Genomic DNA, 17,728 nt, shown 5'->3' on the forward strand with positions numbered 1-17,728 from the left:
ATCATCACCTGCGCCAAGGGCATGACCTCCGGCTACTCCCCGATCGGCGCGATGATCGCCAGCGACCGCCTCTTCGAGCCCTTCAAGAGCGGCACGACGGCGTACGCCCACGGCTACACGTTCGGTGGCCACCCCGTCTCCTCGGCGGTCGCGATGGCCAACCTCGACATCTTCGAGCGCGAGGGCCTCGTCGACCACGTCCAGCAGAACGCGCCCGCCTTCCGCGCGACCCTGGAGAAGCTGCTCGACATCCCGATCGTCGGCGACGTGCGCGGCCACGGCTACTTCTACGGCATCGAGCTGGTCAAGGACCGCGAGACCAAGGAGACCTTCGACGACGCCGAGTCCGAGCGCCTCCTGCGCGGCTACCTCTCCGGTGCCCTCTGGGAGGCCGGCCTCTACTGCCGCGCCGACGACCGCGGCGACCCGGTCATCCAGCTCGCGCCGCCGCTCATCATCGGCCAGCCGGAGTTCGACGACATCGAGCAGCGCCTCCGCTCCGTGCTGACAGGAGCACTCGAGCACCTCTGATCGGCGCTCGCTCCGCTCGCGTCGGTTGAGGCAGCTGGGCACCCGTTCCCGGTGGTTGAGGTGCGAGCGCAGCGAGCCTCGAAACCACGACGATGTGCGTCGAGGCCCGGGCGGCGGGGATCATGGACCCGTGGACAACCCCGTACGCCCCGCTCGCCCGCACCTCAAGCTGACCGAGGACGGGCGCCGCATGCGCGAGGTGCTGACGTACTCGCGGCGGGGGAGCAGGTTCACCCCGCGGCAGGCCGAGGCGTGGGCCGCGCACCAGGCCGACTGGGTCATCCCGGACGAGGCCGTCGACCGGCCCGACTTCGCGCTCGCCGACTGGTTCGGCCGCGAGGCGCCGCTGATCGTGGAGATCGGACCGGGCATCGGCGAGGCCACGGCGGTGCTCGCCGCGGCCCGGCCCGACCACGACGTGCTCGCGCTCGAGGTCTGGCGCCCCGGCGTCGCCGACTCGCTGTGGCGGGTTGCCGAGGCGGGCGCCGACAACGTGCGCTTCTGCTCGGTCGACGCGGTCTGGACCCTGGAGAACCTCATTGCGCCGGGCAGCCTGGCGGAGATCTGGACGTTCTTCCCCGACCCGTGGCGCAAGACCAAGCACCACAAGCGGCGCCTGGTGAACCCGGCCAACGCCGCCCTCGCCTCCTCGCGCCTGGTGCCGGGCGGGGCCTGGCGGCTCGCCACCGACTGGGCCGACTACGCCGACCAGATGCGCCAGGTGCTCGACGCCGAGCCGACGCTGGAGGGCGGTGAGGTCGAGCGCTGGGAGGAGCGCCCCGTCACCCGTTTCGAGCGCAAGGGCCGTGACGTCGGCCGCGACATCACCGACTTCCTCTACCGCCGCTCAGTCGAGGGCTAGGCCGGCCTCGCGCAGGAGGTGCTCGAGGCGCAGCCGCTCCGCGTCGCGCTCGGTGCCCTCGGGCATCCCGGTCAGCGCGTCCGGGACTCCCAGCGCCCGCGCGGCGGTGCCGAGCAGGTCGTCGTACGCCATCGTGGTGCCGCGGCGGCGCGCCATCGTCGTGCCGGGCGCGGGTGAGCGCACCTGCGCCCGCAGCCGGCGCAGCGAGCGCGCGACGTCCTCGATCGCCGGCCCGCTCGGCGGCTCCGGCGGGGGCGCCACGCGCCGGCGGGCCCAGCGCCACGCACGACCGAGCTCGTCCTGGCACAGGAACAGGCCGAGCGCTGTGCCGAGCATCAGCGTGCAGAGGACGACAGCGACCACGCCGGCCATCCTCCGACGGTAGGTCGGCCGGGGTGGGGTGGCAAGGGCTCACCACCCCAGCAGCTCGAGCTCCTCGTCGACGTAGGGGTCGTGCTCGCCCGCCGCCTGCAGCTCGGCGCGCAGCGCGAGCTGCATCGCCCGGGCCTCCTCGACCTGGCCCAGGTGGCGCAACGACCACGCCACCATCCACCGCGCCACGCGGGTGCGTCGCTCGTCGCCGATGCGCCGGCGGGCCTCGAGGGCGTCCTCGAAGGCCGCCAGCGCCGCGACGTGGTCGCCGGCGTCGGCGTGCGCCATGCCGATGTTGTTGAGGAGGGAGGCGTCCCAGTCCCGCGCCGCCGGGTCCGCGGCAGCCCGCGCGCGGGCCAGTGCGGTGTGGTGGGCGTCGAGCCGCTCCTCCGGAGCGGCGACGAGGGCGAGCATGTGCAGTGCGTCGACCTCGAGCTCCTCGAGCCCGGCGTCCCGGGCGGCCGCCGCGGCCTCGTCGAAGCACGGGCGGGCGCCGCTGTCGTCGCCGGAGGAGCGCAGCAGGCGCCCGCGCTCGAGGGCGACCCGCACCCGGACCTCCGGATCGCCGGGGGAGAGGGCGTCGAGCACCGCGTGCCCCTCGTCGTACCTCCCCTGCAGGCCGAGGGCGCGCGCCACCTGCGTCCGGGCACGGCTCGCCATCGGCTCGTCGGCCTCGTCGACCTCGTCGGCCAGCGTGCGGAAGCGGTGCTCGCTCCCGGCCGGGTCGTCGAAGTCCCACAGGTCGCGCAGCGCGGTTGCCATGCGCGGGAGCGTAGGTCCTCGACCGTCGCAGGCGCGCTTCCTATCCTCGTGCCGTGCAGATGACCGGGGGACGCGGGGGAGCGTGGTCGGCCGCCCTGGTCCTCCTGCTCACCGGATGCTCCTCCTCCGGGGAGGGGGCGGAGGACCCGTCGCCGGGCGCGAGCGCACCCGACGCGACGTCCGCGCTGCGCGAGCGCTGCCTCTCGGCCATCCCGGACGACGCGGACCTCGAGGCCGTCACGCTGCGTGGAGACACGGGCGGCGACCTCGAGGCGGCGCGCATCGGACCCGGGGAGAGCACGACGGTCGCGGTCCTCCTGCCCCAGATCAGCGGGCTGTGCGGATGGGGGCGCTGGGCTACCGCCGCGGCAAAGGTCGCCGGGATCACCTCGCTGCTGGTCAATCCCTGCGGGTACGGCGAGTCGGTGTGCACCGCGGAGGAGGACGCCGACCCCCTGAACGAGGTCGCGGCGGCCACCCGCCTGGCCCGCGAGGACCTCGGCGCCGACCGCGTGGTCCTGCTCGGTACGTCGATGGGCGGGTCGCTGACGGTCATCGCCGTCGCGGCCGGGGCCGACGTCGACGCGTGGGCGGACGTCAGCGGACCCTCGTCGTGGGACGGCGTGCGGCTGGCGACCCTGGCCAACGAGCTGACCCCGGACGGGCTGGTGGTGATGGCGCCCAGCGACGGCAGGGCGGCGTTCGCCGACGCACGTGCGCTCGCCCGCGCCGCGCGCGTACCCTTCCTCCCGGGCCGCTCGGGACACGGCTGGGAGCTGCTCGTGGACCCCGTCAGCGGGTCCGTGACCCGCCTCGGGCGACGTCTGGTGGGCCTCGCCGAGGGCCGCCCCGGGGCGTGACCGGTCCGACACCGGCCGGGCCGCCATTCCGATTTGGCGTGGGCGCGTCCGGTCTGTCAAGATGTTCCGGTTGCTCCGGCGGGTCGCCGGGGCGCGGCACACCTTGACTTCTGAATCGCGTCTCCTTGATCGAAACAGTCGTCCGTGTGCGCCGCGCCGGATCGAGACACCTTGATCGGAGACCCGACCAGATCCGACAACCGTCGGGTGCCACCCAGAGCATCACCGCTTCCCCTCGGGGTCGTGTCACGAGTAATCACCGCGACACGCCCGACCGCGGGGGTCGGAGGGTGGAGGAGAGACAGGCGGCACTCGCCCACCAGGGGCTGAGCGCCGAAACCAGACCAGGCGTACGAGATCGAAGAGGACAGGGACCTATGGCGGGACAGAAGATCCGCATCAGGCTCAAGGCCTATGACCACGAGGTGATCGACACCTCGGCGCGGAAGATCGTGGACACCGTCACCCGTACGGGTGCGAAGGTCGCCGGCCCTGTGCCGCTGCCGACCGAGAAGAACGTGTACTGCGTCATCCGCTCGCCCCACAAGTACAAGGACTCCCGCGAGCACTTCGAGATGCGCACGCACAAGCGTCTGATCGACATCATCGACCCGACGCCGAAGACCGTCGACTCGCTGATGCGTCTCGACCTGCCTGCCGGTGTCGACATCGAGATCAAGCTCTGAGGCGCGACATGTCCAACACTTTCGAACGCAATGTGAAGGGCCTGCTGGGCACCAAGCTCGGCATGACCCAGCTCTGGGACGAGAACAACAAGGTCGTCCCCGTCACCGTGATCGCTGCGGCCACCAACGTGGTGACCCAGGTCCGCCAGCCCGAGGTGGACGGCTACAACGCCATCCAGGTCGGCTTCGGCGAGATCGAGGCCCGCAAGGTCAACTCGCCCGAGGCGGGTCACTTCGCCAAGGCCGGTGTCACGCCGCGTCGCCACCTCGCGGAGATCCGCACGGCCGACGCCGCGTCCTACACCGTGGGCCAGGAGCTGACCGTCGAGACCTTCGCCGCCGGCGACGAGGTCGACGTGACCGGCACCAGCAAGGGCAAGGGCTTCGCCGGCACGATGAAGCGTCACGGCTTCGCCGGTGTCTCCGCCTCGCACGGTGCCCACCGCAACCACCGCAAGCCCGGCTCCATCGGCGCCTGCGCCACCCCGGGTCGCGTGTTCAAGGGCACCCGCATGTCGGGCCGCATGGGCAACGACACGGTCACCACCCAGAACCTGACGGTGCACGCCGTCGACGCCGACAAGGGCCTGATCCTCGTCAAGGGTGCCGTCCCCGGCCCCAAGAACGGGCTCGTGGTCCTGCGCTCGGCCGCCAAGAAGACGCAGGAGGCCTGAGCATGGCTGTCAAGACCGTCAAGGTCGACCTCCCCGCCGAGATCTTCGACGTCGAGGTCAACATCCCCCTGATCCACCAGGTCGTCGTGGCCCAGCAGGCCGCCGCGCGCCAGGGCACCCACGCCACCAAGACCCGCGGCGAGGTCCGCGGCGGTGGCAGGAAGCCCTACAAGCAGAAGGGCACCGGCCGCGCCCGCCAGGGCTCGACCCGCGCCCCGCAGTTCGCCGGCGGTGGCACCGTCCACGGCCCGCAGCCGCGCAGCTACGACCAGCGCACCCCCAAGAAGATGAAGGCCGCCGCCCTGCGCGGTGCCCTCTCCGACCGGGCCCGCAACGACCGCGTCCACGTGGTCGACTCCCTGGTGTCGGGCGACAAGCCCTCCACCAAGGCCGCGCTGGCCGCGCTGACCTCGCTCACCGACCGCGTGGGCTACCTCGTGGTGCTCGAGCGTTCCGACGCGATCACCTGGCTCTCGCTGCGCAACGCGCCCGAGGTCCACATCGTCGCCGTCGACCAGCTCAACACCTACGACGTGCTCGCCGCTGACGACGTGGTCTTCACCAAGGGTGCCTACGACGTCTTCGTCGGTGGCGCCTCCGCCGCCCCGGCCGCCAAGGCCGAGAAGCCCGCGCAGGCTGAGGAGACCGCCGCGACGGTGGACGACTCCGCCGACGAGCCGGTCCTGCCGGCCGGTGCCAAGGCGCCGCTGAAGAGCGGCAAGAACCCCAAGGGCTACGAGGTCCTCGGCCAGGAGTCCGGCACCTACCTCGTCGAGGGCGACGCCGGCTACGACGTCACCGCCGGTGACTTCTGGTTCAAGTCGGTCGAGGACGCCGAGGCCGCCGGTCTCACCCGTGCCAAGGAGGACGACAAGTGAGCACCCTGCACAAGGACCACCGCGACATCCTGATCGCCCCGGTCGTGTCGGAGAAGAGCTACGGCCTGCTCGACGCCAACAAGTACACCTTCATCGTCCACCCGGACGCGAACAAGACCGAGATCAAGATCGCGGTCGAGAAGGTCTTCGACGTCAAGGTCACCTCGGTGAACACGATCAACCGCCAGGGCAAGACGCGTCGCACCCGCTACGGCATGGGCAAGCGTCCCAACACCAAGCGCGCGATCGTCAGCCTCGCCGAGGGTCACCGCATCGACATCTTCGGAGGTCCGGTCTCCTGACCGGGCTCGCTGAATAGGAACTGATATGGCTATCCGCAAGTACAAGCCGACCACGCCGGGCCGTCGCGGCTCGTCCGTGGCCGACTTCGTCGAGATCACCCGGTCCACGCCCGAGAAGTCGCTGACGCGCCCGCTGCCGAAGAACGGTGGCCGCAACAACCAGGGCCGCATCACCACCCGGCACAAGGGTGGCGGCCACAAGCGCGCCTACCGCATCATCGACTTCCGTCGCTACGACAAGGACGGCGTCCCGGCCAAGGTCGCTCACATCGAGTACGACCCCAACCGCACCGCTCGCATCGCGCTGCTCCACTACGCCGACGGCGAGAAGCGCTACATCATCGCGCCCAAGGGCCTGACGCAGGGCACCGCCGTGGAGTCCGGCCCCAACGCCGACATCAAGCCCGGCAACAACCTGCCGCTGCGCAACATCCCGGTCGGCTCGACCATCCACTGCGTGGAGCTGCGTCCCGGCGGCGGCGCGAAGATCGCCCGCTCCGCCGGCAACTCGGCCCAGCTGGTCGCCCGTGAGGGCAGCCGCGCCACGCTGCGCATGCCGTCGGGCGAGATGCGCTTCGTCGACGTGCGTTGCCGCGCCACGATCGGCGAGGTCGGCAACGCCGAGCAGTCGAACATCAACTGGGGCAAGGCCGGCCGCATGCGCTGGAAGGGCGTGCGCCCGACGGTCCGCGGTGTCGTCATGAACCCGGTGGACCACCCGCACGGTGGTGGTGAGGGCAAGACCTCCGGTGGTCGCCACCCGGTCTCCCCCTGGGGCAAGCCCGAGGGCCGTACGCGCAAGCGCAAGGCCAGCGACTCCCAGATCATCCGTCGTCGCAAGTCCGGCAAGGGTAGGAAGTAACCGACATGCCTCGTAGCCTCAAGAAGGGTCCCTTCGTGGACGACCACCTCCAGAAGAAGGTGGACGCCGAGAACGAGAAGGGCTCGCACAACGTCATCAAGACCTGGTCGCGCCGGTCGATGATCGTGCCCGACATGATCGGTCACACCATCGCCGTGCACGACGGTCGCAAGCACGTCCCCGTCTTCGTGACCGACTCCATGGTCGGCCACAAGCTCGGGGAGTTCGCCCCGACCCGCACCTACCGCGGGCACGTGAAGGAAGACCGGAAGGGACGCCGTCGATGAGCACCACCGAGCGCAGCCGCACCAGTGCGCGCCGCGAGTCGCTGCTCGGCGACCAGCCGGGCGCGTTCGCCAGCGCACGCTACGTGCGGATCACCCCGATGAAGGCCCGCCGTGTCGTCGACATGGTCCGCGGCCTCCCGGTCGACGAGGCCCTGACCCTGCTGCAGTTCGCGCCGCAGGCCGCCTCCGAGACCGTCTACAAGGTGCTGGAGAGCGCCGTCGCCAACGCGGAGACCACCGAGGGCCTCAACCGGGCCGACCTCGTGCTCTCCGTCGCCATGGTCGACGAGGGCCCGACGATGAAGCGTTGGCGTCCGCGTGCCCAGGGTCGTGCGACCCGCATCAACAAGCGCACCAGCCACATCACCCTCGCGGTGCAGCCGGCCGACGCGCTGACCACGAAGGCCAAGAACGGAAAGGGTGCCTGATGGGCCAGAAGATCAACCCGAACGGCTTCCGCCTGGGCATCTCCACCGACCACAAGAGCCGTTGGTACGCCGACAAGCTCTACAAGAGCTACGTCGGTGAGGACGTCGCGATCCGCAAGCTGCTCGCCAAGGGCATGGAGCGGGCCGGCATCGCCAAGGTCGAGATCGAGCGCACCCGTGACCGCGTCCGGGTGGACATCCACACCGCGCGTCCCGGCATCGTCATCGGTCGCCGCGGCGCCGAGGCCGACCGCATCCGCGGTGAGCTCGAGAAGCTCACCGGCAAGCAGGTCCAGCTGAACATCCTCGAGGTCAAGAACCCTGAGATCGACGCTCAGCTGGTCGCCCAGGGTGTCGCTGAGCAGCTCTCGGGCCGCGTGCAGTTCCGCCGCGCGATGCGCAAGGCGATGCAGACCTCGATGCGCTCGGGTGCCAAGGGCATCCGGATCCAGTGCTCGGGTCGCCTCAACGGCGCCGAGATGTCCCGCACGGAGTTCTACCGCGAGGGCCGCGTGCCCCTGCACACCCTCCGCGCCGACATCGACTACGGCTTCTACGAGGCCCGCACCACCTTCGGCCGCATCGGCGTGAAGGTCTGGATCTACAAGGGCGAGGTCGCCGGCACCCGTGCCGAGCGCCAGGCTCAGCAGGCCGCCCGCGCCGGTGCCCCCGGCCGCGGTGGTCGTCCCAACACCCGTGGCGGTGACCGTCCGAGCCGTGGCTCGCGCGGCGACCGCGCTCCTCGCACCGAGGCCGCCGCCGAGACGTCGGCCGCCCCGGCTGCCGAGGCTGCTCCGAGCACCGGACAGGAGGCCTGACCTCATGTTGATGCCCCGTCGCGTCAAGCACCGCAAGCAGCACCACCCCAAGCGCCGTGGCGTTGCCAAGGGCGGCACCTCGCTGGCCTTCGGTGACTTCGGCATCCAGGCGGTCGAGGGTCACTACGTGACCAACCGACAGATCGAGTCGGCCCGTATCGCCATGACCCGTCACATCAAGCGTGGCGGCAAGGTCTGGATCAACATCTACCCGGACCGCCCGCTGACCAAGAAGCCGGCCGAGACCCGCATGGGTTCCGGTAAGGGCTCGCCCGAGTGGTGGGTCGCCAACGTCAAGCCCGGCCGCGTCATGTTCGAACTCTCCGGCGTCGACGAGACCGTCGCTCGCGAGGCCATGCGCCGCGCGATGCACAAGCTCCCGATGAAGTGCCGGTTCATCTCCCGTGAGGCCGGTGAATTCTGATGGCTACCAAGCTGAACGCCCACGAGCTCGACGAGCTCAACGCCACCGACCTGGAGGCGAAGCTGCGCGAGGCCAAGGAGGAGCTGTTCAACCTCCGTTTCCAGGCGGCCACCGGCCAGCTGGAGAGCCACGGCCGGCTCCGCATGGTCAAGAAGGACATCGCCCGTATCTACACGGTGGTCCGCGAGCGCGAGCTCGGCATCCGCACCACCCCGGGCGCGAACAACGAAGAGGCGAAGGCATGAGCGAGAACGCAGTCGAGCGCAACCAGCGCAAGGTCCGTGAGGGCCTGGTCGTGAGCGACAAGATGGACAAGACCATCGTCGTCGCTGTCGAGGACCGCGTGAAGCACGCCCTCTACGGCAAGGTCATGCGCAAGACCTCGCGCCTCAAGGCGCACGACGAGACCAACCAGTGCGGCATCGGCGACCGGGTCCTGATCATGGAGACCCGCCCGCTGTCCGCCACCAAGCGCTGGCGGCTCGTCGAGGTCCTCGAGAAGGCCAAGTGACCTGAGGCCCACCGGCCTCGAGCTCTATCCACACATCAGTTCGGCCAGGCTCGCTCTCCGCTGAGAGGGCGAGAACCAGCTCGACAACCAGGAGAAACCAATGATCCAGCAGGAGTCGCGACTCAAGGTCGCCGACAACACCGGTGCGAAGGAGATCCTCTGCATCCGTGTTCTCGGTGGCTCTGGCCGTCGCTACGCCGGCATCGGTGACGTCATCGTCGCCACCGTCAAGGACGCGATCCCCGGTGGCAACGTCAAGAAGGGCGACGTCGTCAAGGCCGTGGTCGTGCGCACCGTCAAGGAGCGTCGCCGCGCCGACGGTTCCTACATCCGCTTCGACGAGAACGCTGCCGTCATCCTCAAGAACGACGGTGAGCCCCGTGGCACCCGCATCTTCGGCCCCGTGGGCCGCGAGCTGCGCGAGAAGCGCTTCATGAAGATCATCTCGCTCGCTCCGGAGGTGCTCTGAGACATGGGTAAGAACATGAACATCAAGAAGGGCGACACCGTCAAGGTGATCGCCGGCAAGGACAAGGGTGCCCAGGGCAAGGTCATCTCGGTCCTCCGCGAGGAGGAGCGCGTGATCGTCGAGGGTGTCAACCTCGTCAAGCGCCACACCAAGTCCGTCCAGCAGACCAACACCACCGGCGGCATCATCACCCGCGAGGCGCCCATCCACGTCTCCAACGTGATGCTGGTCGAGGGTGACGGCGTCACCCGCGTGGGCTTCCGCCGCGACGAGGTCACCAAGCGTCGTCCCGACGGCTCGACCTACAGCGCCACCCGCTCGGTCCGCGTGTCGCGCAAGACCGGCAAGGAGATCTGAGATGGCCGAGACCACCACCGAGATTCCGCGTCTCAAGGCGCGCTACCGCGAGGAGATCGTCCCCGCGCTGCGCTCCGAGTTCGACATCGCCAACATCATGCAGGTGCCCGGCCTGACCAAGATCGTGGTCAACATGGGCGTCGGCGAGGCGGCTCGTGACTCCAAGCTGATCGAGGGCGCGATCCGCGACCTCACCGCGATCACCGGCCAGAAGCCGGCCGTGACCAAGGCCCGCAAGTCCATCGCGCAGTTCAAGCTCCGCGAGGGCATGCCGATCGGCGCGCACGTCACGCTGCGCGGCGACCGCATGTGGGAGTTCCTGGACCGCCTGCTGTCCCTGGCCCTGCCCCGCATCCGCGACTTCCGCGGCCTCTCGCCCAAGCAGTTCGACGGTCGCGGCAACTACACGTTCGGTCTCACCGAGCAGGTCATGTTCCACGAGATCAACCAGGACAAGATCGACCGGTCGCGCGGCATGGACATCACCGTCGTGACCACGGCCACCAACGACGACGAGGGTCGGGCGCTGCTCAAGCAGCTCGGCTTCCCGTTCAAGGAGAACTGACATGGCGAAGACTGCTCTGAAGGTCAAGGCCGCTCGCAAGCCGAAGTTCGCTGTCCGCGGCTACACCCGCTGCCAGCGCTGCGGCCGCCCCAAGGCCGTCTACCGCAAGTTCGGCCTGTGCCGGATCTGCCTGCGGGAGATGGCCCACCGCGGCGAGCTGCCCGGCGTCACCAAGTCCTCCTGGTAATCACCTCACACACGTTGCAGGTCCTCCGGCCGCGAGCCGGAGGAAACCACGACGAGAAAGAACCACATCATGACGATGACTGACCCGATCGCAGACATGCTCACGCGTCTGCGCAACGCCAACCAGGCGTACCACGACGTGGTGTCGATGCCTTACAGCAAGATGAAGGCCGGCCTCGCGGAGATCCTCAAGCAGGAGGGCTACATCACCTCCTACGACGTCGCCGACAACGTGACCGCCGAGGGCGAGCCCGCCGTGGGCAAGACGCTGACCGTGACGCTGAAGTACGGCCGCAACCGGGAGCGCTCGATCGCCGGTGTCCGCCGCATCAGCAAGCCCGGCCTGCGCGTCTACGCCAAGCACACCAACCTGCCCAAGGTCCTCGGTGGCCTCGGCGTCGCGATCATCTCGACGTCGCAGGGCCTGCTGACCGACCGCCAGGCCAACCAGAAGGGCGTGGGCGGCGAAGTCCTCGCCTACGTCTGGTGACCCGGACCTACTGAGACCAGGAAGAGAGAGAAGCATGTCGCGCATTGGCAAGCTCCCCATCGCGGTCCCGTCCGGTGTCGACGTGGCGATCGACGAGTCGATGGTGACCGTCAAGGGCCCCAAGGGCACCCTGTCGCACACCGTCGCCGCGCCGATCACGGTCGCCAAGGGCGAGGACGGCGTCCTCGAGGTCAAGCGCCCCGACGACGAGCGCGAGAGCCGCTCGCTGCACGGGCTGACCCGCACCCTCATCAACAACATGGTGGTGGGTGTCACCGAGGGCTACGAGAAGAAGCTCGAGATCGTGGGCGTGGGCTACCGCGTCCTGCCCAAGGGTCCGACCCAGCTCGAGTTCCAGCTCGGCTACTCGCACCCGATCATCTTCGACGCCCCCGAGGGCATCACCTTCACCGTCGAGGGCCCGACCAAGCTCGGTGTCGTCGGCATCGACAAGCAGCTGGTCGGCGAGGTTGCGGCCAACATCCGCAAGCTCCGCAAGCCCGAGCCGTACAAGGGCAAGGGCGTGCGCTACGCCGGCGAGCACATCCGCCGCAAGGTCGGAAAGGCCGGTAAGTGACATGGCGATCTCGCTGAGCAACAACAAGCACACCGCGAACCGCGTCCGTGCCCGCCTGCGCCGCCAGGCGCGGGGCCGCAAGCGGATCCACGGCACTGCCGAGCGTCCGCGCCTGGTGGTCACCAAGTCGGCCAAGCACCTCTCGGTGCAGGTCGTCGACGACCTGCAGGGCGCCACGCTGGCCTACGCCTCCACCATGGAGGCCGACGTCCGTGGCACCGACGGTGACAAGACCGCCAAGGCCAAGCGCGTCGGCGAGCTCGTCGCCGAGCGTGCCAAGGCCGCGGGGATCGAGGACGTCGTCTTCGACCGTGCCGGCAACAAGTACCACGGTCGCATCGCGGCCCTGGCTGACGCCGCCCGTGAGGGCGGCCTCCAGTTCTGATCGCACGACACCCAAGAATGATTAAGGAGCAAGTCTCATGAGCGGAGCCCAGCGCGGACAGCGCGGTGGCGAGCGCCAGTCTGGTGACCGTCGCGGACGCGACAACGGTCGCAACCAGGCTGACAAGACCGCCTACATCGAGCGCGTCGTGGCGATCAACCGAGTCGCCAAGGTCGTGAAGGGTGGTCGTCGCTTCAGCTTCACCGCCCTCGTGATCGTCGGCGACGGTGAAGGTCTGGTCGGCGTCGGCTACGGCAAGGCGAAGGAAGTTCCCGCGGCGATCGCCAAGGGTGTCGAGGAGGCCAAGAAGCACTTCTTCAAGGTCCCGCGCATCCAGGGCACCATCCCGCACCCGGTGCAGGGCGAGAAGGCCGCAGGCGTCGTCCTGCTGCGTCCCGCCGCTCCCGGTACCGGTGTGATCGCCGGTGGCCCGGTGCGTGCGGTCCTCGAGTGCGCCGGCATCCACGACGTGCTGAGCAAGTCGCTCGGCTCGTCCAACCAGATCAACATCGTCCACGCGACCGTCGAGGCGCTGCGGATGCTCGAGGAGCCCGAGGCCGTGGCTGCTCGCCGTGGCATGCGGGTCGAGGACGTCACCCCGGCCGCGCTGCTCAAGGCGCGCGCCGAGGCTGCCGCGGAGGTGTCGGCCTGATGGCACAGCTCAAGGTCCAGCAGAAGCGTGGCCTGGTCGGTCTCAAGGCCAACCAGCGCGAGACGCTTCGTTCCCTCGGTCTCAAGCGGATCGGCGACGTCGTCGTGAAGGAAGACCGCCCGGAGATCCGGGGCATGATCAACACCGTCCGTCACCTGGTGACGTTCGAGGAGGTGGAGTGACATGACGCTCAAGCTGCACCACTTGCGTCCCGCTCCGGGCGCCAAGACCGCCAAGACCCGTGTGGGTCGCGGTGAGGGCTCCAAGGGCAAGACGGCCGGCCGCGGTACCAAGGGCACCAAGGCGCGCTACCAGGTCCCGGTCGCCTTCGAGGGTGGCCAGATGCCGATCCACATGCGCCTGCCCAAGCTGAAGGGCTTCAAGAACCCCTTCCGCGTGGAGTTCCAGGTCGTCAACCTCGACCGCCTCGGCGAGCTGTTCCCCGACGGTGGTTCGGTGACGGTGGCCGACCTGGTCGCCAAGGGCGCCGTCCGCAAGGGCCAGCCCGTCAAGGTCCTGGGCCAGGGCGACATCTCCGTCGCCGTCCAGGTCAGCGCCGACGCGTTCTCGGCCTCCGCCAAGGAGAAGATCGAGGCCGCAGGCGGCACCGCGACCGTGGCCTGAGGCCACACCTCGCACATTCGGTGAAGGCCCGGCCGCACAGTGGGAACTGTCGGCCGGGCCTTCGTCGTTAGCGGGGGAGCGGGTCCCTCCTGCGACTTGTTAGGCTTCCCCGGGCCCTTCGCCGTACGACGGTGAGGGTCTCTCGTCCGCCCGCCCCACCAGGCCGGGCACCCATACGAAAGAGGAACCAGTGCTAGGCGCGTTCGCCAACGCTTTCCGGACCCCGGACCTGCGGAAGAAGCTCCTGTTCGTCCTGCTGATCGTCACGATCTTCCGGCTCGGCTCCCAGGTGCCCACCCCGGGTGTCCACGTGGCCAACGTCCAGGCCTGCATCAGCGACCTGGAGGAGGGCGGGCTCTACAGCCTGATCAACCTCTTCTCGGGTGGTGCGCTGCTCCAGCTCACCATCTTCGCGCTCGGGATCATGCCGTACATCACGGCCTCCATCATCCTCCAGCTGCTCGTCGTGGTGATCCCACGGCTCGAGGCGCTGAAGAAGGAGGGCCAGGCCGGTCAGGCGAAGATCACGCAGTACACCCGCTACCTCACCCTCGGACTCGCGGTCCTGCAGGCCACCGGCATCGTGGCCCTCGCGCGCAACAAGGCGCTGCTCCAGGGCTGCGACCGCGACCTGCTGCACGACGACGGCACCACGACCTTCCTCGTCATGGTCGTGACCATGACGGCCGGCACCGCGGTCATCATGTGGCTCGGTGAGCTCATCACCGACCGCGGCATCGGCAACGGCATGTCGATCCTCATCTTCACCCAGGTGGTCGCCACCTTCCCGGCGTCCCTGTGGAGCGTCCAGACCTCCAAGGGCTGGGTCGTCTTCAGCATCGTGATGGTCATCGGCCTGATCCTGGTCGCGGCCGTCATCTTCATCGAGCAGGCCCAGCGCCGCATCCCGGTGCAGTACGCCAGACGGATGGTCGGGCGCAAGATGTTCGGCGGAAACTCGACCTACATCCCGCTGAAGGTCAACCAGGCCGGCATCATCCCGGTCATCTTCGCCTCGTCGCTGCTCTACCTCCCGGCGATGGCCGTGCAGTTCAACCCGGAGAGCAAGAACCCGGTGCTGGACTTCATCGGCACCTACCTCGTCGGCGGCGACCACCCGCTCTACATGGCGGCGTACTTCCTGCTCATCATCTTCTTCACGTACTTCTACGTCTCGATCACCTTCAACCCCGTCGAGGTGGCGGACAACATGAAGAAGTACGGCGGCTTCATCCCCGGGATCCGGGCGGGCAAGCCGACCGAGGACTACCTGTCCTACGTCCTGTCCCGCATCACGTTCCCTGGAGCGCTCTACCTCGGCCTCATCTCGCTGGTCCCGCTCGTCGCCTTCGCGATGATCCAGGCCAACCAGAACTTCCCGTTCGGCGGCACGTCCATCCTGATCATGGTGGGCGTCGCGCTCGACACGGTGAAGCAGATCGAGAGCCAGCTCCAGCAGCGCAACTACGAAGGATTCCTCCGTTAATGAGACTCATCCTCATGGGCCCGCCGGGTGCCGGCAAGGGCACCCAGGCCCGCTACGTGGCCGACCACTTCGGGGTCCCGGCGATCTCCACCGGTGACATCTTCCGCGCCAACGTCTCCCAGGGCACGCCGCTCGGGGTCGAGGCCAAGCGCTACATGGACGCCGGCGAGTACGTCCCCGACGAGGTCACCAACCGGATGGTGCGCAACCGCATCGACGAGGCCGACGCCGCCCCCGGCTTCCTGCTCGACGGCTACCCGCGGACCCTCGCCCAGGTCGAGGAGCTCGACGGGATGATCGAGTTCACCGGGCACCGCCTCGACGCGGTCGTCGTGCTCACGGTCGACGCCGAGGAGCTCGTGCAGCGGCTGCTCCACCGCGCGCTGACCGACGGTCGCGCCGACGACACCGAAGATGTCATCCGGCGCCGCCAGGAGGTCTACACCGAGCAGACCGCCCCGCTCATCGACGTCTACCGCGCGCGCGGGATCCTCGTCGAGGTCGACGGCATGGGCGAGGTCGACGAGGTCACCAAGCGGATCTTCGCCGCCCTCGACGACGTCGCGCAGAGCTGACCAGCGCCGGAGGACAGGCCATGGCGTTCCGCGACCGCGGGCTCGAGATCAAGACGCCCGAGCAGATCGACCTGATGCGGGTCGCGGGCCGGCTGGTGGGGGAGACCCTCGAGCTGCTCCGCGAGGCGACCCGACCGGGCGTGACCACGCTCGACCTCGACACGCTCGCGGAGACCCACATCCGCGACCACGGCGGCATCCCGTCGTTCAAGGGCTACAGCCACCCGCCGTTCCCGGCGACGATCTGCGCCTCGGTCAACGACGAGGTGGTCCACGGCATCCCGGGGCCCCGCACGCTCGCCGAGGGTGACGTGATCTCGATCGACTGCGGCGCGATCGTCGAGGGCTGGCACGGCGACGCCGCGATCACGGTGCCCGTGGGCGACGTGGGCGACGACGTGCGCGAGCTCCTGCGGGTCACCGAGGAGTCCCTGTGGCGCGGCATGGCCGCGGCGCGCCTCGGCGGCCGGGTCACCGACATCAGCCACGCGATCGAGACCTACGTCCGCTCCCAGGGCCGCTACGGCATCCTCGAGGACTACACCGGGCACGGCATCGGCACCGAGATGCACATGGCCCCCAACGTGCCCAACTACGGCCGCCGCGGGCGGGGACCGTCCATCGTGGAGGGCCTGGCCCTGGCCGTGGAGCCGATGGTGACACTGGGCAGCAAGCACACCGAGCTGCTCGAGGACGAGTGGACCGTCGCCACGGTCGACGGCTCCCTGTCGGCGCACTTCGAGCACACCTTCACCGTCACCGCCCAAGGTGCCTGGGTGCTCACCGCCCTCGACGGCGGCAAGGCGAGTCTCGCCGAGCTGGGCGTCCCATTCGGCGGACGCTGAGGCCCGTTTCGCGCCCCTCCCTCGGGGCGTGACAGACTGGCCCGGCTGGAGGGGAGTATTCCCCGACGGTGGTGCCGTCATCACGGCGTCGCGCGAGCGGCTCCCGGTGCCACTGGTTCGCCCATCTAGGTGAGCGGAAGAGACCTCCGGTGGACGCGCGCTGCGCGGACGCCGAAACCCACCTTCATCCCCTAGGAGCCATCAGCGTGGACGTCCCCACCTGGGTCTGGATCGCCACCTTCGCGGTGACCATCGTCATCTTCACCTTCGACCTCGTCATCGTCGGCCGCCGGCCGCACGAGCCGAGCATGAAGGAGTGCGCGACCTACCTCTCGATCTACGTCGGCCTGGCCATCGTCTTCGGCATCGGCGTGTGGTTGACCTGGGACCACCAGCACGGGCTGGAGTTCTTCTCCGGCTGGCTCGTGGAGTACTCCCTGTCGATCGACAACCTCTTCATCTTCATCATCATCATGGCGAAGTTCGCCGTGCCCAAGGAGCTCCAGCAGTACGCCCTGATGATCGGCATCGTCATGGCCCTGGTCATGCGAGCGATCTTCATCGCCGTCGGCGCGGCCGCGATCAGCAACTTCAGCTGGGTGTTCTACGTGTTCGGACTGTTCCTGGTCTACACGGCGTTCAAGCTCGCGAAGGAGGGCGGGGAGGACGAGGACGACGAGTTCGAGGAGAACAAGCTGGTCGCCTTCGTCGAGAGGCGCTTCCCGGCCACGTCGGAGTGGCACGGCAAGAAGCTGCTCGTGAGCGGTGAGACCGCGGGGAAGATGATCACCCCGATGTTCATCGTGATCCTCACCCTGGGCACCACGGACCTGCTGTTCGCCCTGGACTCGATCCCGGCGATCTTCGGCATCACCAAGGAGCCCTACCTGGTGCTCACGGCCAACATCTTCGCGCTGATGGGCCTGCGCCAGCTCTACTTCCTCATCGGTGGCCTGCTCCAGCGCCTGATCTACCTCTCCTACGGCCTCGCGTTCCTGCTCGCCTTCATCGGCGTGAAGCTCTTCTTCCACGCGCTGCACGAGAACGAGCTGCCCTTCATCAACGGCGGCGAGCACCTCGACTACGCCTGGCTCGAGATCCCGATCTGGCTCTCGCTGGTCGTCATCGTGGCCACGCTGGCCGTCACCGCGGTGCTGTCGCTGTGGGCGTCGAGCCGGATGACCCCGGAGCAGCAGGACGCCGCCACCGGGCCCCGCCGCGACTGGGAGGACGACTGAGAGCTGGTGCCGTGACCGGCAC

30 protein-coding genes are annotated in these 17,728 nt (G+C 69.0%); 28 read left to right on the forward strand and 2 right to left on the reverse strand.

Going from position 1 to position 17,728, the window contains the following annotated elements:
• Nucleotides 1-531 (forward strand): aminotransferase class III-fold pyridoxal phosphate-dependent enzyme (locus Q9S36_RS35515; RefSeq protein WP_311289511.1); only part of this gene is annotated, 531 nt, incomplete at its 5' end.
• 130 nt (nt 532-661) lie between these two features.
• Nucleotides 662-1,393, forward strand: a complete 732-nt coding sequence (locus tag Q9S36_RS35520) for a tRNA (guanine(46)-N(7))-methyltransferase TrmB (RefSeq protein WP_311289512.1) — start codon at nt 662-664, stop codon at nt 1,391-1,393.
• Here the strand turns inward: Q9S36_RS35520 and Q9S36_RS35525 are convergent.
• Both Q9S36_RS35525 and Q9S36_RS35530 read right to left on the reverse strand, forming a co-directional pair.
• The gene (locus tag Q9S36_RS35525; protein ID WP_311289513.1) at nt 1,379-1,765 is read right to left on the reverse strand and encodes a hypothetical protein; all 387 of its coding nucleotides are present in this window, start codon (nt 1,763-1,765) and stop codon (nt 1,379-1,381) included. The two genes, Q9S36_RS35520 and Q9S36_RS35525, sit on opposite strands and share 15 nt — an antisense overlap.
• 39 nt (nt 1,766-1,804) lie before the next feature.
• On the reverse strand, nt 1,805-2,527 hold the full coding sequence (locus tag Q9S36_RS35530; protein ID WP_311289514.1) for a tetratricopeptide repeat protein: 723 nt from the start codon (nt 2,525-2,527) through the stop codon (nt 1,805-1,807).
• Nucleotides 2,528-2,580: 53 nt separating this feature from the next.
• On the opposite strand from Q9S36_RS35530, the gene Q9S36_RS35535 reads away from it, so the two are divergent.
• From Q9S36_RS35535 to Q9S36_RS35660, 26 genes are all read left to right on the forward strand, one after another.
• The gene (locus tag Q9S36_RS35535) at nt 2,581-3,387 is read left to right on the forward strand and encodes a hypothetical protein (protein WP_311289515.1); all 807 of its coding nucleotides are present in this window, start codon (nt 2,581-2,583) and stop codon (nt 3,385-3,387) included.
• A gap of 377 nt (nt 3,388-3,764) precedes the next feature.
• Nucleotides 3,765-4,073 carry a 30S ribosomal protein S10 gene (rpsJ, locus tag Q9S36_RS35540; RefSeq protein ID WP_008360994.1) on the forward strand — a complete coding sequence of 103 codons (309 nt, stop codon included), beginning with the start codon at nt 3,765-3,767 and terminating at the stop codon, nt 4,071-4,073.
• Between the two features lie 8 nt (nt 4,074-4,081).
• Nucleotides 4,082-4,747 carry a 50S ribosomal protein L3 gene (rplC, locus tag Q9S36_RS35545; protein ID WP_311289517.1) on the forward strand — a complete coding sequence of 222 codons (666 nt, stop codon included), beginning with the start codon at nt 4,082-4,084 and terminating at the stop codon, nt 4,745-4,747.
• A 2-nt stretch (nt 4,748-4,749) separates the two neighbouring features.
• Nucleotides 4,750-5,625, forward strand: a complete 876-nt coding sequence (gene rplD, locus Q9S36_RS35550) for a 50S ribosomal protein L4 (RefSeq protein WP_311289518.1) — start codon at nt 4,750-4,752, stop codon at nt 5,623-5,625.
• Nucleotides 5,622-5,927: a 50S ribosomal protein L23 gene (rplW, locus tag Q9S36_RS35555; protein WP_056906590.1), complete on the forward strand. Its 306-nt coding sequence runs from the start codon at nt 5,622-5,624 to the stop codon at nt 5,925-5,927. The genes rplD and rplW overlap by 4 nt, the downstream gene beginning before the upstream one ends.
• A gap of 25 nt (nt 5,928-5,952) precedes the next feature.
• Nucleotides 5,953-6,789 carry a 50S ribosomal protein L2 gene (rplB, locus tag Q9S36_RS35560; protein ID WP_311289519.1) on the forward strand — a complete coding sequence of 279 codons (837 nt, stop codon included), beginning with the start codon at nt 5,953-5,955 and terminating at the stop codon, nt 6,787-6,789.
• Between the two features lie 5 nt (nt 6,790-6,794).
• Nucleotides 6,795-7,076 (forward strand): 30S ribosomal protein S19, encoded by a 282-nt coding sequence (rpsS, locus tag Q9S36_RS35565; RefSeq protein WP_090969263.1) that lies wholly within the window; start codon nt 6,795-6,797, stop codon nt 7,074-7,076.
• Nucleotides 7,073-7,504, forward strand: coding sequence for a 50S ribosomal protein L22 (rplV, locus tag Q9S36_RS35570; RefSeq protein WP_311289520.1), 432 nt, complete (start codon nt 7,073-7,075; stop codon nt 7,502-7,504). Before rpsS ends, rplV begins: the two co-directional genes overlap by 4 nt.
• A complete protein-coding gene (rpsC, locus tag Q9S36_RS35575) occupies nt 7,504-8,322 on the forward strand; it encodes a 30S ribosomal protein S3 (protein ID WP_311289521.1) in 819 nt (272 codons plus the stop codon). The genes rplV and rpsC overlap by 1 nt, the downstream gene beginning before the upstream one ends.
• A gap of 4 nt (nt 8,323-8,326) precedes the next feature.
• A complete protein-coding gene (gene rplP / locus Q9S36_RS35580) occupies nt 8,327-8,746 on the forward strand; it encodes a 50S ribosomal protein L16 (protein WP_179619738.1) in 420 nt (139 codons plus the stop codon).
• Complete coding sequence (rpmC, locus tag Q9S36_RS35585; RefSeq protein WP_311289522.1) at nt 8,746-8,991, forward strand: 50S ribosomal protein L29; 246 nt, start codon at nt 8,746-8,748, stop codon at nt 8,989-8,991. Before rplP ends, rpmC begins: the two co-directional genes overlap by 1 nt.
• Entirely contained in the window at nt 8,988-9,257 is a 270-nt protein-coding gene (rpsQ, locus tag Q9S36_RS35590) for a 30S ribosomal protein S17 (RefSeq protein WP_268109905.1), read from the forward strand. The genes rpmC and rpsQ overlap by 4 nt, the downstream gene beginning before the upstream one ends.
• A 100-nt stretch (nt 9,258-9,357) precedes the next feature.
• The gene (gene rplN, locus Q9S36_RS35595) at nt 9,358-9,726 is read left to right on the forward strand and encodes a 50S ribosomal protein L14 (protein ID WP_056599693.1); all 369 of its coding nucleotides are present in this window, start codon (nt 9,358-9,360) and stop codon (nt 9,724-9,726) included.
• A 15-nt stretch (nt 9,727-9,741) separates the two neighbouring features.
• Nucleotides 9,742-10,083 (forward strand): 50S ribosomal protein L24, encoded by a 342-nt coding sequence (gene rplX, locus Q9S36_RS35600; protein WP_311289523.1) that lies wholly within the window; start codon nt 9,742-9,744, stop codon nt 10,081-10,083.
• A gap of 1 nt (nt 10,084) precedes the next feature.
• Nucleotides 10,085-10,648, forward strand: a complete 564-nt coding sequence (gene rplE, locus Q9S36_RS35605; protein ID WP_311289524.1) for a 50S ribosomal protein L5 — start codon at nt 10,085-10,087, stop codon at nt 10,646-10,648.
• 1 nt (nt 10,649) lies between these two features.
• Complete coding sequence (locus Q9S36_RS35610) at nt 10,650-10,835, forward strand: type Z 30S ribosomal protein S14 (RefSeq protein WP_011757321.1); 186 nt, start codon at nt 10,650-10,652, stop codon at nt 10,833-10,835.
• 69 nt (nt 10,836-10,904) lie between these two features.
• Complete coding sequence (gene rpsH / locus Q9S36_RS35615) at nt 10,905-11,324, forward strand: 30S ribosomal protein S8 (protein WP_191278206.1); 420 nt, start codon at nt 10,905-10,907, stop codon at nt 11,322-11,324.
• A 34-nt stretch (nt 11,325-11,358) separates the two neighbouring features.
• The gene (rplF, locus tag Q9S36_RS35620) at nt 11,359-11,901 is read left to right on the forward strand and encodes a 50S ribosomal protein L6 (protein WP_311289525.1); all 543 of its coding nucleotides are present in this window, start codon (nt 11,359-11,361) and stop codon (nt 11,899-11,901) included.
• A 1-nt stretch (nt 11,902) separates the two neighbouring features.
• The gene (gene rplR / locus Q9S36_RS35625; RefSeq protein WP_311289526.1) at nt 11,903-12,286 is read left to right on the forward strand and encodes a 50S ribosomal protein L18; all 384 of its coding nucleotides are present in this window, start codon (nt 11,903-11,905) and stop codon (nt 12,284-12,286) included.
• A gap of 37 nt (nt 12,287-12,323) precedes the next feature.
• Nucleotides 12,324-12,938, forward strand: coding sequence for a 30S ribosomal protein S5 (rpsE, locus tag Q9S36_RS35630; protein WP_311289527.1), 615 nt, complete (start codon nt 12,324-12,326; stop codon nt 12,936-12,938).
• On the forward strand, nt 12,938-13,120 hold the full coding sequence (rpmD, locus tag Q9S36_RS35635; RefSeq protein WP_056599717.1) for a 50S ribosomal protein L30: 183 nt from the start codon (nt 12,938-12,940) through the stop codon (nt 13,118-13,120). The genes rpsE and rpmD overlap by 1 nt, the downstream gene beginning before the upstream one ends.
• 1 nt (nt 13,121) lies before the next feature.
• Nucleotides 13,122-13,562 (forward strand): 50S ribosomal protein L15, encoded by a 441-nt coding sequence (rplO, locus tag Q9S36_RS35640; RefSeq protein ID WP_311289528.1) that lies wholly within the window; start codon nt 13,122-13,124, stop codon nt 13,560-13,562.
• 190 nt (nt 13,563-13,752) lie between these two features.
• Complete coding sequence (secY, locus tag Q9S36_RS35645) at nt 13,753-15,048, forward strand: preprotein translocase subunit SecY (RefSeq protein ID WP_311289529.1); 1,296 nt, start codon at nt 13,753-13,755, stop codon at nt 15,046-15,048.
• Complete coding sequence (locus Q9S36_RS35650) at nt 15,048-15,623, forward strand: adenylate kinase (protein ID WP_311289530.1); 576 nt, start codon at nt 15,048-15,050, stop codon at nt 15,621-15,623. The genes secY and Q9S36_RS35650 overlap by 1 nt, the downstream gene beginning before the upstream one ends.
• A gap of 20 nt (nt 15,624-15,643) precedes the next feature.
• On the forward strand, nt 15,644-16,468 hold the full coding sequence (gene map / locus Q9S36_RS35655; RefSeq protein ID WP_311289531.1) for a type I methionyl aminopeptidase: 825 nt from the start codon (nt 15,644-15,646) through the stop codon (nt 16,466-16,468).
• A gap of 206 nt (nt 16,469-16,674) precedes the next feature.
• A complete protein-coding gene (locus Q9S36_RS35660) occupies nt 16,675-17,706 on the forward strand; it encodes a TerC family protein (RefSeq protein ID WP_311289532.1) in 1,032 nt (343 codons plus the stop codon).
• Nucleotides 17,707-17,728 lie beyond the last annotated feature (22 nt).

The sequence above is a fragment of the Microbacterium sp. ARD31 genome (assembly GCF_031844425.1).